The organism is Acinetobacter sp. CY73 (assembly GCF_059515865.1).
Genome location: NZ_JCAKMZ010000008.1, coordinates 31,399 through 45,803, shown reverse-complemented (window position 1 = coordinate 45,803; position 14,405 = coordinate 31,399). Strand labels below are relative to the sequence as shown.

General features: G+C 41.1%; 11 protein-coding genes and 1 riboswitch. Of the genes, 10 read left to right on the top strand and 1 reads right to left on the bottom strand.

Annotated elements, in window-relative coordinates; translation table 11 throughout:
* Window positions 1-65 precede the first annotated feature (65 nt).
* Window positions 66-506, bottom strand: coding sequence for a DUF721 domain-containing protein (locus tag AC5YD2_RS05950; RefSeq protein WP_496125443.1), 441 nt, complete (start codon window positions 504-506; stop codon window positions 66-68).
* Window positions 507-613: 107 nt separating this feature from the next.
* Between AC5YD2_RS05950 and AC5YD2_RS05945 the strand changes: the two genes are divergently transcribed.
* The 10 genes from AC5YD2_RS05945 to recJ all read left to right on the top strand — a co-directional run bounded on the left by AC5YD2_RS05945 (window position 614) and on the right by recJ (window position 14,366).
* Window positions 614-1,306, top strand: coding sequence for a M23 family metallopeptidase (locus AC5YD2_RS05945; RefSeq protein ID WP_496125442.1), 693 nt, complete (start codon window positions 614-616; stop codon window positions 1,304-1,306).
* Window positions 1,307-1,593: 287 nt separating this feature from the next.
* Window positions 1,594-4,296 (top strand): pyruvate dehydrogenase (acetyl-transferring), homodimeric type, encoded by a 2,703-nt coding sequence (gene aceE / locus AC5YD2_RS05940; protein WP_496125441.1) that lies wholly within the window; start codon window positions 1,594-1,596, stop codon window positions 4,294-4,296.
* 2 nt (window positions 4,297-4,298) lie between these two features.
* Window positions 4,299-6,287 (top strand): 2-oxo acid dehydrogenase subunit E2, encoded by a 1,989-nt coding sequence (locus AC5YD2_RS05935; protein WP_496125440.1) that lies wholly within the window; start codon window positions 4,299-4,301, stop codon window positions 6,285-6,287.
* 85 nt (window positions 6,288-6,372) lie between these two features.
* Window positions 6,373-6,516, top strand: a riboswitch (yybP-ykoY riboswitch).
* Between the two features lie 75 nt (window positions 6,517-6,591).
* Window positions 6,592-7,167, top strand: a complete 576-nt coding sequence (locus tag AC5YD2_RS05930) for a TMEM165/GDT1 family protein (protein WP_496125439.1) — start codon at window positions 6,592-6,594, stop codon at window positions 7,165-7,167.
* Window positions 7,168-7,339: 172 nt separating this feature from the next.
* Complete coding sequence (locus AC5YD2_RS05925) at window positions 7,340-8,137, top strand: oxygen-binding di-iron domain-containing protein (protein ID WP_496125438.1); 798 nt, start codon at window positions 7,340-7,342, stop codon at window positions 8,135-8,137.
* Window positions 8,138-8,271: 134 nt separating this feature from the next.
* Window positions 8,272-8,637 (top strand): YkgJ family cysteine cluster protein, encoded by a 366-nt coding sequence (locus tag AC5YD2_RS05920; protein ID WP_496125437.1) that lies wholly within the window; start codon window positions 8,272-8,274, stop codon window positions 8,635-8,637.
* Between the two features lie 395 nt (window positions 8,638-9,032).
* Complete coding sequence (gene guaB / locus AC5YD2_RS05915) at window positions 9,033-10,499, top strand: IMP dehydrogenase (protein ID WP_496125436.1); 1,467 nt, start codon at window positions 9,033-9,035, stop codon at window positions 10,497-10,499.
* A 161-nt stretch (window positions 10,500-10,660) separates the two neighbouring features.
* On the top strand, window positions 10,661-11,992 hold the full coding sequence (glmM, locus tag AC5YD2_RS05910) for a phosphoglucosamine mutase (protein ID WP_496125435.1): 1,332 nt from the start codon (window positions 10,661-10,663) through the stop codon (window positions 11,990-11,992).
* A 13-nt stretch (window positions 11,993-12,005) separates the two neighbouring features.
* Entirely contained in the window at window positions 12,006-12,662 is a 657-nt protein-coding gene (gene pdxH / locus AC5YD2_RS05905; protein ID WP_496125434.1) for a pyridoxamine 5'-phosphate oxidase, read from the top strand.
* Window positions 12,663-14,366 (top strand): single-stranded-DNA-specific exonuclease RecJ, encoded by a 1,704-nt coding sequence (recJ, locus tag AC5YD2_RS05900; RefSeq protein WP_496125433.1) that lies wholly within the window; start codon window positions 12,663-12,665, stop codon window positions 14,364-14,366.
* Window positions 14,367-14,405 lie beyond the last annotated feature (39 nt).

The following is a 14,405-nucleotide window of genomic DNA, read 5'->3' as shown; positions in this document are numbered from 1 at the left end:
ACTATAAATAGCGTTATTAAAGTCACATTAAATAAGTAAATGTTTGCTTGAGTATGACGTGTTGGTTACTTTTTATTGCTTGCCAAACGTAGTAAAGCTTGGCTAAGCTTAGGGTCGCTCACAAAGCTGGCAGCGTGATGTAACATCTCTAGAGTTGCTGGTGGAATTTGTTTGGGGATTTTCGTGTTTTTAGGTTCTGTTTTGGCTTTAGGTCTTAAACGAACCTGAATTTTCTGTAAATCTTTAAATTCAGAAATTTGTGATAATTGAGAAATATACTGTTTTTGAAGATAACCGACTTGACTAATCAGGGCTTGATTTTCACCGGTAATCATTAAAATTCCGTATTGATAACATACAACCTGCCAAACATCATTGGTTGGTAATAAAGGTTGAATTAATTTTGTAAGTTTTTGGAATTCAGAAACTTGCTTTGTAAGAAACGATAAGTTTCCTGTTTTTATGTGTTGTCTTGTTTGTTGAAAGACGTTTTTGGGTTCTGACATACATTGTTCCTACATTGTTTTGTTTTAATCTTAGGCGCTCTTTTCGGTGAATATCAAGGACGTGATCACGTAAGAGACTTAAGTAAGAACAGTTTAATGAGGTTTTTATGCATACGCGACGTATTTTATTGGCTTTTTCTTTAGCAGCTTCGGCAGCTTCAGTTGCTTTCGCAGATTTGGTTCAACTTGATGTAAATAATGCTTCATCTCCAGATCGTTTAGGAGAGTTAACAAAAACTTTATCTCAAGGTTCTTATAGTCATCCTGATGATCTTGATATTCCTGCAAATACTTCTTTAGACGTTCAAATCCGTGAACAAAAACCAATTGAACTCAATAATGCATCTCTTGCTGGCAAATACGCATCGAATAACTCTAAAAACTTCTCTTCAAGCTCACCATACTCTTGGTTAGTGACGCACCCACTGCCTGATTTGAAACGTGTAAGTTCGAATTATGGCGGTCGTGTAATGGGTGGCCGTGCTGAAAATCACTCTGGTCTAGATATGTCAGCGCCTAGCGGTACACCAATTTATGCGACTGGTCCTGGTATTGTAACTAAGTCTGGTTGGGGTACGGGTTATGGTCAATATGTTGAAATTAACCATGGTAATGGTTACTTAACGCGTTATGCACATGCATCACGTTTGGTTGCCCGCGTAGGTGACCGTGTGAAGGCAGGTGAACATATTGCTAATGTAGGTTGTACTGGTCGTTGTACTGGTCCGCATTTGCATTATGAAGTTGTAAAAGATGGTCAACGTAAAAACCCATCTACTTATTTAGCAATGTTGCCATAATTGGCTAATATGAGAATTAAGATGACTATTACAATTAAGATGATCATCGTCTTAATTAGACAACAGTGTTTTAAGTATTAAAAATAAGCTAACATCTATTTAAAGTAGATTGTGTATAAAAAACCGCCATAATTGGCGGTTTTTTTGTTATGTATGTTAATTTAGGTCAATAACTATTTCGAAACTAAATAGTAGCCAAATCCGTATTCAGTTGTAACCATAACTGAATACCTTTAAAACATGATACATATAAGATCTAAACGTTAGCAGATTGAAAAGGACGAGACATGGCGTATTATGGCGATACAGATGCACAGGAAACGCAAGAATGGCAGGAAGCGTTTGACTCTGTTTTAAAACATATGGGAACGGATCGCGCAGCATTTTTGTTGGAGAAATTGTATCAACAAGCGATTGCCAAGCATGTTCCAATTCAGCGACTAAATACGCCTTACTTAAATACAGTGTCGGTAGATGAGCAGCCTGCAATGCCCGGCGACCAAGATATGGAACGCCGTATTCGCGCATTGATCCGTTGGAATGCGCTGGCAATGGTTCTTCGTGCGAACAAAACAGGTGATGATTTGGGCGGGCATTTGGCAAGCTTTGCATCATCAGCAACTTTATATGATGTCGGTTTTAACCATTTCTTCCGCGCGAATAATGAAAACTTTGGCGGTGATATGATTTATTACCAAGGGCACTGTGCTCCTGGTATTTATGCGCGTTCTTTCCTTGAAGGTCGTTTGACTGAAGAACACTTAAATAACTTCCGTCGCGAAGTAGATGGTATTGGCTTGCCATCTTACCCACATCCATATTTGATGCCTGATTACTGGCAGTTCCCAACAGTATCCATGGGTCTTGGTCCAATCATGTCGATTTACCAAGCACACATCCAAAAATACCTCATGAACCGTGGTTTGATTAAGGAAGAAAACCGTAAGGTATGGGCGTTCCTGGGTGATGGTGAAATGGATGAGCCAGAAAGTACGGGGGCTATTTCACTTGCAGGTCGTGAAAAATTAGACAACCTGATTTGGGTGGTCAACTGTAACTTGCAACGTCTAGATGGTCCTGTACGTGGTAACGGTAAAATTATTCAAGAACTTGAATCACTCTTCCGTGGTGCGGGTTGGCGTGTTATTAAAGTGGTTTGGGGTCGTCATTGGGATCCATTACTTGCAAAAGATGAATCTGGTGCACTCAAAGCGGTAATGGAAGAAACGCTTGATGGTGAATACCAACGCCTACAAGTGAAAGGCGGTGCGTATGCTCGCGAAAAGTTCTTCGGTAAATACCCTGAAGCAGCAGAGCTTGTAAAAGATTTAAGCGATGAAGATATTGATAATCTCAATCGTGGTGGTCATGACCCATATAAGGTATTCGCAGCATATGCAGAAGCATGTACAGCAAAAGGTCAGCCGACTGTTATCTTAGCGAAAACAGTCAAAGGTTATGGCTTATCTGATGAAATTGAAGCGGTCAATAAAACACATCAAATCAAAAAGATGCAAATTGAATCGTTGAAATATGTACGTGACCGTTTTAACTTGCCGATCAGTGATGATGCGCTAGTAGATGTGCCTTTCTATCGTCCAAGCGAAAACTCGCCTGAATTGAAATATATGAAAGCACGTCGTGAAGCTTTGGGTGGTTATTTACCTGCACGTCGTAAAGAAAGTGAACAGCTTGCGATTCCTGATCTTTCTGTATTTGACGCAGTATTAAAAGGTTCTCAAGGTAAAGAACAATCTACCACGATGGTGATGGTGCGTTTAATCGCTGCATTGTTAAAAGAAAAAGCAATTAAAGATCGTGTTGTTCCAATTGTTCCAGATGAGGCACGTACTTTCGGTTTAGAGGGTATGTTCCGTCAGCTGGGTATTTATGCGGCAAATGGTCAGCATTACACCCCTGAAGACCAAGAACAATTAATGCATTACCGTGAAGCAAAAGACGGTCACATGCTTCAAGAAGGGATTAATGAAGCAGGTGCAATGAGTGCTTGGGCAGCATTGGCAACCAGTTATTCAACCAATAACTTGCCGATGATTCCGATGTACATGTACTACTCAATGTTTGGTTTCCAACGTATTGGCGATATTGCATGGGCTGCGGGCGATGCACAAGCACAAGGTTTCTTATTGGGTGCAACAGCAGGCCGTACAACGCTCAATGGCGAAGGCTTACAGCATCAAGACGGTCATTCACATATTCTTGCCAATACCATTCCCAACTGTGTGTCTTATGATCCATGTTTTGGTTATGAGTTAGCAGTCATTGTGCATGACGGTTTACAACGCATGTATGTGAATCAAGAGCGTATTTTCTATTACTTAACGGTCATGAACGAAAACTACGAGCATCCTGAAATGCCTGAGGGTGTTGAAGAAGGCATTAAACGTGGTATGTATTTGCTACAAGAAGATGAAAAAGCGACGGTTCAGTTGATGGGTTCAGGTGTGATTCTTCGCGAAGTGATTAAAGCGGCTCAAATCTTACGTGATGAATACCAAATCCATTCAAATGTATTTAGCGTAACAAGTTTTAACGAACTTGCACGTGACGGTATGGCATGTGAAGAATATAACCGCTTACATCCGATGGCTGAAATTGCTCAAGAATCATGGGTGTCTGAACAGCTTCGTGCGACGAAGGGTATTGTGGTTTCTGCAACCGATCATATGCGTGCATATAGCGAACAAATTCGTGCATATCTTCCAGACAACCGTCCATTTGTAGCACTCGGTACCGATGGTTATGGTCGTTCAGATTCACGTGCGAAACTACGTAGCTACTTTGGCGTCGATGCAGCGCATATTGTTGTTGCGACATTGAAGAAATTAGCAGATGAAGGTGAAGTAGATGCGCGCTTAGTTAAAGATGCAATCTCTACATTTGAATTAGATACAGATCGTCCTGTCGCTTGGGCGCCTCAAGCCACGCCGTCTGTACACGCTGTAGCTGACTACAAAGAGGAGAAATAAGCATGCAAATTACGACTCCTGATATTGGTGTAGATCAAGCCACTGTTGCTGAAATTTTGGTCAAAGTGGGTGACACCATTAGCGTTGATGACAGTATTGTTCTGCTGGAATCTGACAAAGCATCTGTGGAAGTGCCAAGCACTTCTGCGGGCGTGGTTAAAAGTATTTTAGTGAGCTTGGGTGACAGCGTTGCTGAAGGTGCTGTGCTGATTGAGCTAGAAGCTGAAGGTCAAGTGACTACCCCTGTTGCAGAAGCACCAAAAGCTGAAGAAAAATCAGCACCTGTTGTTGAGGCGAAAGTTGAAACTTCTCCAAAAGCTGTTGCATCTACATCGCAAGTGGTTGATGTTCAAGTACCAGATATTGGTGTGGAAAAAGCATTGGTCGGTGAAGTCCTCGTTAAAGCGGGTGATGAAATTGAAGTTGACCAAAGTATTGTGGTGGTTGAGTCGGATAAAGCAACCGTAGAAGTGCCTAGCACTGTTGCGGGAGTTGTTGAAAGCGTTGAAATTAAAGAAGGTGATAGCGTTAAAGAGGGCGTTGTTATTTTAAAAGTGAAAGTTGCAGGTGCAGCTGAAACTCAGCCAGTTCAACAATCAGCTCAACAACCTACTCAAGCTCAAGACACGTCTGTTGCTCAAACGCAAAATTCAGCTCCAGAGAAAGCAACTGCTCCAGTACAATCAGGTGCAGTCGAAGTGACTGTTCCTGATTTGGGTGTAGATAAAGCAACAGTATCGGAAATCTTGGTCAAAGTTGGCGATACGGTTGAAGCTCAACAAAGTCTATGTGTGGTTGAATCAGATAAAGCTTCAGTTGAGGTGCCAAGTTCAATTGCAGGCGTGATCAAAGCAATCCATGTTGAGGTTGGTCAAAGTGTTTCTCAAGGCATTGCTTTAGTGACCATTGAGGCTTCAGGTCAAACTGCTCCCGTTGCATCACAAGAGCCTGCTCAAGCTGAAACTAAGAAAGTAGATGCTTCTAAAGCAGATTCTACTCCTGTCGAATCTTCAGTTGTCACTTCGAATTATGCAAATACTGACGCGGGTAAGCTGACCAAAGAACAAAATGCTGCGAATGCCAATGTTTATGCAGGTCCTGCAGTGCGTAAACTTGCACGTGAGCTAGGTGTGGTGTTAGCGGAGGTGAAGGCATCAGGCCCTCATCAACGTCTCATGAAAGAAGATTTGGTTGCTTATGTGAAGATGCGTTTAACCGCACCACAAACAGCGCCAGTTGTCGCATCAGCTACAGCGGTTGCTGCTGGTTTACCGAAACTTCCAAGTTTTGATGCCTTTGGTGGTGTTGAAGAAAAAGCATTAACACGTTTACAGCAAGTGTCGATTCCGCAGTTGTCTTTAAACAACTATATCCCGCAAGTGACTCAGTTTGATCTTGCAGATATTACAGAGCTTGAAGCATGGCGTAATGATCTTAAAGGGAACTTCAAGAAAGATGGCATTAGCTTGACGATTATGGCGTTCATCATCAAAGCGGTAGCGCATTTGTTGAAAGGAGAGCGTGATTTTGCTGGTCACTTGGCTGATGATGGGAAATCTGTGCTATTGCGTAATGAAATCCATATGGGTATTGCAGTGGCAACGCCAGATGGTTTAACCGTTCCTGTACTGCGTCATCCAGATCAAAAATCAATTAAAGAAATTGCTGTTGAATTGGGTGTTTTGGGCCAAAAAGCACGTGATAAAAAACTTTCTCCGAAAGATCTTCAAGGTGCAAACTTCACAATTTCAAGCTTAGGTGCGATTGGTGGAACAGCGTTTACGCCATTGGTGAACTGGCCACAAGTCGCGATTTTAGGTATTTCACCTGCAACGATGCAACCGGTTTGGAATGGTCAAAGTTTTGATCCGAAGTTAATGCTTCCATTATCATTGTCATACGATCATCGTGTGATTAATGGTGCTGATGCAGCGCGCTTTACCAATAAGCTGACGAAGTTGCTAAAAGATATTCGTACTTTATTAATCTAATCAGAGCCATTTAGACTCAATAAAACCTCGCCAAGGCGGGGTTTTTTATTGGGTTTGAAAAATGCCACAAACAGATTTATACTTGATCCACTTCATTGGGGAGTAGCCGCCTTTTACGCAAGTTAAAAGGGTGATGGTCAACATATTTGCTCTAAACCGAGCATGGTCATCATAGCAAAGAACCAAATGAGCTTGTAAAAGCTTACTTTTGTTGGCAAGACCTTTGATTTATCCCTCTGCACATTTGGCTAGCAGGAGAGGTAGATCATTGGTATTTAGAAAATGCTAGCCAGAGAAAGTCATCATGTACGAGTTCCTCATCTCTACAGCTATCGTAGCTCTCGCTGAAATGGGCGATAAGACCCAACTTCTTGCCCTTCTTCTTGCCGCACGTTATCAAAAACCAGTCCCTATTCTTATCGCTATTCTTTTAGCAACAATCATCAACCATGGTGTTTCTGCTGCAATCGGTCAATGGATTACCACGGTGCTTAGTCCTGAAATCCTTTTGTGGATTGTATCGATCGGTTTTATTGCGATGGCAGCATGGATGCTTGTTCCTGATCAACTCGATGATGAAAGTGAAAGTATCAATAAATGGCAAAAATACGGCGTTTTTGGAGCAACCTTTGTTTTGTTTTTCTTGGCTGAAATTGGTGATAAGACTCAGGTTGCGACTGTAGCTTTGGCTGCGCGTTTTGACAGCATCTTTTGGGTCACTGCGGGTACAACGCTGGGTATGATGTTAGCCAATGCGCCTGCTGTATTTATAGGGAATAAATTGGCAGACAAGCTTCCAATCTCTTTAATTCATAAAATTGGCGCAGCAATCTTCTTTTTATTGGGTGCTGGCGCATTGATTCAACATTATTTATTGTAATTTGAACATAATAAAACCGAGCAACTCGTTCGGTTTTATTTGCAAAATACGTCACAATAAGTTGAAAAATATAAAATAATTTGAATTGGTCTTTGTTGTAAGTTTATATAAATCCCTATATGTTATCAGGTATTAATAAAATCAATTTAAAGTAAGATTTTTGGGGATTAACATGGCTCTTGACCGCACAACATCACAGGTACTCTATGATGATGGCATACATAAATGCATCAGCTTTACCAGTTTAGTGAAAGGTGAGGGGGTTCAAGCCAATCAGTTCCTGATTATCAATAATGGTCGTGCTGCAGTATTGGATCCAGGTGGTGATTTAACGTATGTGCCCCTCACCATGGAACTGAATAAATACACACGTTTGACCAATTTAGATTATGTGATGGCATCTCATCAAGATCCAGACATTATTACGTCTATGCCACGTTGGTTAGTGTATACCGATGCAAAAGTTGTGGCATCCAAGCTTTGGGCACGTTTCTTACCGCACTTGAACTCAGCATTTATGAGTGATCGTATGAAAGGGAACTGGCTTGATCGTTTGATCGAATTACCAGACCAAGGTGCGGCGATTACTTTGGGTGAAACCAAAATCATTGCTGTGCCTGCGCATTTCCTACATTCGGTGGGCAATTTCCAATTTTATGATCCGATCTCTAAGATTTTGTTTTCTGGGGATATGGGTGCATCAATGGTTGAAGATGCTGCTGATCAATTGGTCGACTTCAATTCGCATATTCCAAAGATGAAAGGTTTTCATCAGCGCTATATGTGCTCGAATCGAGTGATTCGTTTATGGGTGAAAATGGTTCGTGAAATGGATGTGGAAATGATTGTTCCTCAGCATGGATCTCCTTTTGTTGGAAAAGAAATGATTAATCAATTTTTAGATTGGATTGAAAATCTACAATGCGGTATTGATCTGATGGATGAAACCGTCTTTTCCTGTCCGCAATAATGAAAAAATATTGAAAAAAATATTGAGTTAAATAGAAAAAATTTTTAACATTTATCGTGTAAAAAATCTACTTTCAACCTCTTTTATTGTTATTTAATGAAAGAGGTTTTTTTGACCACGAGAATTTTAAAAATATGTTGTCTCAAATATCAGCACAGGATGCGTGCTTAAGCTGTGGGGCGTGTTGCGCCTTTTTTAGAGTGTCATTTTATTGGGCAGAAGGAGAGAGTATGCCCGAAAGTGTGATCGAAGAGTTAACGCCTATTTATTCGTGTATGAAAGGCACCAATCAAAAAGATCCACGCTGTGTGATGTTATCTGGTGAAATCGGGCAACAGGTCAGTTGTACCATGTACGAGCAACGTAGTTCTTCATGTAAAGAGGTTCAAGTTGGAGACAGTCAGTGTCTGAAGGCACGTTCAGCGCATGGACTCATTCCTTTGGTTGAGATTGATATACCTCATCCAGTAAATGATGAAGATTATGACCAAGTTTGTTAAAGTTTTTGGAATTTTAATCGGCTTAGCTTTAGTTTTAGATTATGTTTATTCCACCAGTAAGTTTACTTTATAGCGAAGTAATTGGCTCATGAGTGGAATGGCAACAGGCAGTGTCAACTGTTCTGCTACTTCACTTTTACACATCTAGATATTAAAGCGTGGAAAGACATAGGATATTCAATATCGTTTGCTTGATTTAAAACTCATCATTTATGATGCTAAAACAGGTGAAATGGCTTGTACTTATGCATCTAAATAATCAGCGCTTGAGATGAAAAATCTTTCTTGATAAAAATCATCCTGAATTTTTTATGACTTAAAAAGCTTGAATAAAAAATGAAAATTGAATAGAAATTTGTATATAATGGCTCACGGAAATTACCAGCGAGACTGTTATGTTGACCATCGTTCAAGACGCGTTAACCTTCGATGATGTCCTATTACTCCCTGCTTACTCAACTGTCCTCCCAAAAGATGTCTCTCTTAAGACACGCCTGACTCGTGGCATTCAACTTAATATCCCTTTAGTTTCAGCTGCAATGGATACCGTGACTGAATCGCGTATGGCAATTGCGATGGCACAAAATGGCGGTATTGGTATTTTGCATAAAAACATGGATATTTTGGCTCAAGCTGCTGAAGTACGTCGTGTGAAGAAATTCGAAGCAGGTATGGTGAAAGACCCAATCACAGTAACACCAGAAACAACTGTTCGTGAATTGATGGCGATTACGCAAGCCAATAACATCAGTGGTGTGCCTGTTGTGAAGGACGGTAAAGTTGTAGGTATCGTGACAGGTCGTGATACACGCTTTGAAACGAATCTTGAACAACCTGTAAGTAATATCATGACAGGTCAAGACCGACTCGTAACAGTTCGTGAAAACGAATCAAAAGAAAATATCCAAGCGCTTCTTCAAAAGAATCGTATAGAGAAAGTGATTGTGGTTGGTGAGCATAATGAACTGAAAGGTTTGATTACGGTTACTGATTTCAATAAAGCTGAACTTTATCCAAACAGTTGTAAAGATGATCTAGGTCGTTTACGTGTAGGTGCTGCAGTCGGTACCGGGCTAGAAACGCCGAGCCGTGTTGAAGCATTGGTTGAAGCGGGTGTAGATGTGATTGTTGTAGATACAGCACATGGTCACTCCGCGGGTGTCATTGAGCGTGTACGTTGGGTGAAAGCAAACTATCCACAAGTACAAGTGATTGGCGGTAACATTGCCACTGGTGATGCCGCTCTTGCGTTGTTAGATGCAGGTGCTGATGCGGTTAAAGTCGGTATTGGTCCTGGTTCGATTTGTACAACACGTATCGTTGCTGGTATTGGTATGCCACAAATGTCTGCCATTGATTCCGTTGCTAATGCTTTGAAAGAGCAAATTCCATTGATCGCAGATGGTGGTATTCGCTTCTCTGGCGATATGGCGAAAGCGATTGGTGCGGGTGCAAGTACCATCATGGTCGGTTCATTGATGGCGGGTACTGAAGAAGCACCTGGCGAAGTAGAATTCTTCCAAGGTCGTTACTACAAAGCTTACCGCGGTATGGGTTCATTGGGTGCAATGGCGGGTTCTACAGGTTCTGCTGACCGTTATTTCCAAGATTCTAAGGCGGGTGCTGAAAAGCTTGTACCTGAAGGCATTGAAGGTCGAGTACCTTACAAAGGCCCAATGGGGAATATCGTACATCAAATGATGGGTGGTTTACGTTCATCTATGGGTTATACAGGTTCAGCAACCATTAATGACCTTCGTGAAAATGCGAAATTCGTTAAAATTACTGCAGCAGGTATGTCTGAATCTCATGTACATGATGTGACGATTACGAAAGAAGCACCAAACTATCGCGTAGGTTAATATCGACAGTTTTGTGATTGAATTAGACTCATAGATTAGTCAAAATTTAGTAGTATTTGTTGTATAAAAGCCGTCAGTTTATGACGGCTTTTTTTATTTAGTGTAAAGTAAGGATATGAAAGCGAAGTGCGAAAAAAGCACGGATAATAAGTGGGTAAAAAATGAGTTATTTTGGTACAGATGGTATTCGCGGTAAATTTGGTGAACTTCCGATTACACCTGAGTTTGCACTCAAACTTGGGTTTGCAGCAGGAAAAGTATTAAAAAGAAGAACAAAGAAAGCCAAGCCAATTGTCGTTTTAGGTAAAGATACGCGCTTATCGGGTTATATTTTAGAGGCAGCTTTACAGGCGGGCTTGAATGCAGCGGGTGTGTATGTACATTTGCTTGGACCATTACCTACGCCTGCCATTGCGCATTTGACTCGTGCCTTACATGCCAGTTTAGGTATTGTGATTTCAGCATCGCATAATCCTTATTTTGATAATGGAATTAAATTTTTCTCTTCAGAAGGAAAGAAACTTCCTGATGAACTTCAAAATGAAATCAATGTTGAACTTGAAAAAGATATGGTCATTGAAGACCCAGCAAACTTAGGTAAAAGTGTCCGTGTCAAAGATGCCAACGGTCGCTACATCGAGTTTTGTAAATCGACTTTCCCATATCATCTAGATTTAAATGATTTAACGATTGTGGTCGATTGCGCCAATGGTGCTGCTTACAATGTTGGCCCTGCGGTTTTTCGTGAATTAGGTGCAAAAGTATTTGCGATTCATAATGAACCGACGGGAATGAACATCAATGAAAATTGTGGTTCAACTCATCCCGAATTTTTACAAAAAGCCGTGGTTGAACATGGTGCAGATTTGGGCGTTGCCTTTGATGGCGATGCTGATCGCGTAGTGTTGGTCGATAAAGATGGAAACCTGATTGATGGTGACCATATTCTGTATATTCTTGCGACTCAGAGTGCTAAAAAACCAGCAGGTATTGTTGGAACGCTTATGAGTAATATGGCGTTAGAGCTCGCACTTGAAAAAGCTGAAGTGCCTTTACTTCGTGCAAAAGTAGGTGATCGCTATGTACTTCAAGGGTTAGAGGAAAAGGGTTGGGTGATAGGTGGTGAGCCATCAGGTCATATTCTCACTTTAGACAAGAGCACCACAGGTGATGCGATCATTGCAGCACTACAAGTGTTGACGGTCATGGTTGAGCAGAAAAAAGCACTCCATGAGTTGGTCGATGGATTTAAGCTACTTCCTAATGTATTGGTGAATGTCCGTCTGGAAGCCATGTTTGACCCATACGCTGTACCAGCATTGGTTACTGAATTTGATAAAGCAGAGGCTCAACTTAAAGGACGTGGACGTTTGTTGATTCGTAAATCAGGCACTGAACCTGTGATTCGTGTCATGGTCGAAGGTGAAAACCTAGAAGAAGTAAAGGCACTTGCACATTCACTTGCAGATGCAGTTCGCGCTAATGCTGCTTAAAAGGGATAGATGAATGAGTGACTTGATTAAAGATTTAAGTGAGCTTCGTTTAAGTTATCAAAAAGATGAGTTACATGAAACTCAAGCCGCATTAAATCCACATGAGCAATTTTTAAGTTGGTTTAATCATTCTCTTGAAATCAAGTTGCATGAACCTTATGCCATGTCATTGGCGACAGCCAATGCACAAGGTCGCCCCCATGTGAGAACGGTTCTATTGCGTGGTGCAACTGAAGCTGGGTACGATTTTTATACCAATTATGACAGTCAAAAAGGGCTGGACTTAGCTGAAAATCCTTATGCTGAGCTGTTATTTTACTGGCCTGAGCTTGAGCGTCAAATTCGTGTCAGTGGACGAGTAGAGAAAATCTCTTTGGCTGAGTCGACAGACTATTATCATAAGCGTCCGAGAGACAGCCAGATTGCAGCGCATATCAGTACACCACAAAGTGGCGTGATTGGTAGTCGTGAAGAGTTGCAGTCAAGATTTCAAAATTTACATGATGAAGTTGCAACTCAAACGCAACTTGCTAAGCCTGAGTTTTGGGGCGGTTATCGTTTAGTGCCAGATTATTATGAATTTTGGCAAGGACGTCCAAACCGTTTACATGACCGCTTGAGTTATGAAAGAATCGAAGGTCAGTGGACATTACAACGATTGATGCCTTAAATGCCGAATATTCAAATTCAACAACGACCATTTTTAACGAGCCCTGAATTATTTCAGGGTTTGTCACCTTTGCTTGCTCGAATTTTAGCACGACGAGGGGTGCAATCTGAGTTAGAGCTTGAACTTAAATTGAAGCATTTACTTGCACCGCAAATGAAAGGATTAGAGCAGGCCATTCAGATCGTTGATCAGGCTATTGAATCGAATCAAAAAATTGTCATCGTGGGTGATTACGATGCCGATGGTGCAACCAGTACCGCACTCATGGTTCTTGCACTCAGGGAAATGGGTGCAAATGTCCATTACCTTGTACCTGATCGTTTTAAATATGGTTACGGTTTAACACCAGCAATTGCAGATTTAGCCTTTGTGACCTATACCCCTGATTTATTGATCACAGTCGATAATGGTATTTCAAGCCATGAGGGAGTGGATCAAGCGCAAGCACATGGGATGCAGGTGATTATTACCGATCATCATTTGACGACAAAAGAAACACCGAAAGCAGAGGCAGTCGTAAATCCCAATCAGTTGGGTTGTGATTTTCCAAGCAAAGCTTTAGCAGGTGTAGGCGTTGCATTTTATTTGCTTGCGAACTTATCCAGTCATCGTAAAAAAATGGGCAAATCATTCGCACAAATGATCCATTATTTAGACTTGGTTGCACTGGGTACTTATGCAGATGTTGCTAGTTTGGATTTTAATAACCGAATATTGGTCGATGCAGGTGTGAAACGCATTCAATCCAATCAGTGTCGTGCAGGGATTATTGCACTTTTAGACCTTGCGGGTCGTGATCCTAAAGATCTAAAAGCGCAGGATTTAGGATTTGTCATCGGACCACGTATAAATGCGGCAGGGCGTATGGATACCATGAATATTGGTATCGAATGTTTACTGGCGGAAGATATGCAGACAGCTTATGCATTTGCGCGACAATTGAATGAGCTGAATTTACAGCGTCGATCTGTCGAAGCAGAGATGAAGCAAGAAGCACTCACTGTGATTGAGCAACTTGAATTAGATCAGAAAAATTTACCTGCTGCTTTAATTATGTTTGAAGAGCACTGGCATCAAGGGGTCATCGGCATTGTTGCTGGACGTTTAAAAGAACAATTCCATCGCCCAAGTATCGTGTTTGCACCAGATAAAGACGGGATTCATATTAAAGGTTCAGCTCGATCGATTGATGGTATTCACATTCGTGACAGTATTGAAAAAGTCGCTGAACGACATCCGCATTTAGTGAGTTTTTTTGGGGGGCATGCAGCAGCAGCTGGGCTCACCATTAAACGCGAGCACTTTGATGAGTTTAAACAGGTTTTTGAGCAATTGATTGCTGAAGCTGATGATGAAATTTTCCAAGCATTACTTTGGACAGATGGGGAGTTGAGCAATGAAGATTTTGTTGTCGAGACAGTAAATCAAATTGAACAGCTTGGACCTTGGGGGCAAAAATTTCCACACCCTGTTTTCGAAGGTGAATTTAAAATTTTGGAACATCGTTGGCTTAAAGAAGTTCATCTTAAATTGAAGTTAGTCTTAGACAATGGTCAATGGATTGAAGCCATTGCATTTAATGCTTTAAATAAATATGACTTCCAAGCTGATCAGGAACAAGTCAAACTTGTGTATGAGTTAGATAAAAATGAATACAAAGGTCATGTCAGTGTACAGCTTAAGGTTTTACATTTAGAACATTAAAAAAACCGCTCATGAGAGCGGTTTTTATGTCTAACTTAA

Coding starts and splice junctions, on each gene's coding strand:
- AC5YD2_RS05950 (WP_496125443.1), bottom strand. CDS start 506: ATGTCAGAACCCAAAAACGTCTTTCAACAAACAAGACAACACATAAAA.
- glmM (WP_496125435.1), top strand. CDS start 10,661: ATGAGTTATTTTGGTACAGATGGTATTCGCGGTAAATTTGGTGAACTT.
- AC5YD2_RS05930 (WP_496125439.1), top strand. CDS start 6,592: ATGTACGAGTTCCTCATCTCTACAGCTATCGTAGCTCTCGCTGAAATG.
- recJ (WP_496125433.1), top strand. CDS start 12,663: ATGCCGAATATTCAAATTCAACAACGACCATTTTTAACGAGCCCTGAA.
- AC5YD2_RS05925 (WP_496125438.1), top strand. CDS start 7,340: ATGGCTCTTGACCGCACAACATCACAGGTACTCTATGATGATGGCATA.
- AC5YD2_RS05945 (WP_496125442.1), top strand. CDS start 614: ATGCATACGCGACGTATTTTATTGGCTTTTTCTTTAGCAGCTTCGGCA.
- AC5YD2_RS05935 (WP_496125440.1), top strand. CDS start 4,299: ATGCAAATTACGACTCCTGATATTGGTGTAGATCAAGCCACTGTTGCT.
- aceE (WP_496125441.1), top strand. CDS start 1,594: ATGGCGTATTATGGCGATACAGATGCACAGGAAACGCAAGAATGGCAG.
- guaB (WP_496125436.1), top strand. CDS start 9,033: ATGTTGACCATCGTTCAAGACGCGTTAACCTTCGATGATGTCCTATTA.
- pdxH (WP_496125434.1), top strand. CDS start 12,006: ATGAGTGACTTGATTAAAGATTTAAGTGAGCTTCGTTTAAGTTATCAA.
- AC5YD2_RS05920 (WP_496125437.1), top strand. CDS start 8,272: ATGTTGTCTCAAATATCAGCACAGGATGCGTGCTTAAGCTGTGGGGCG.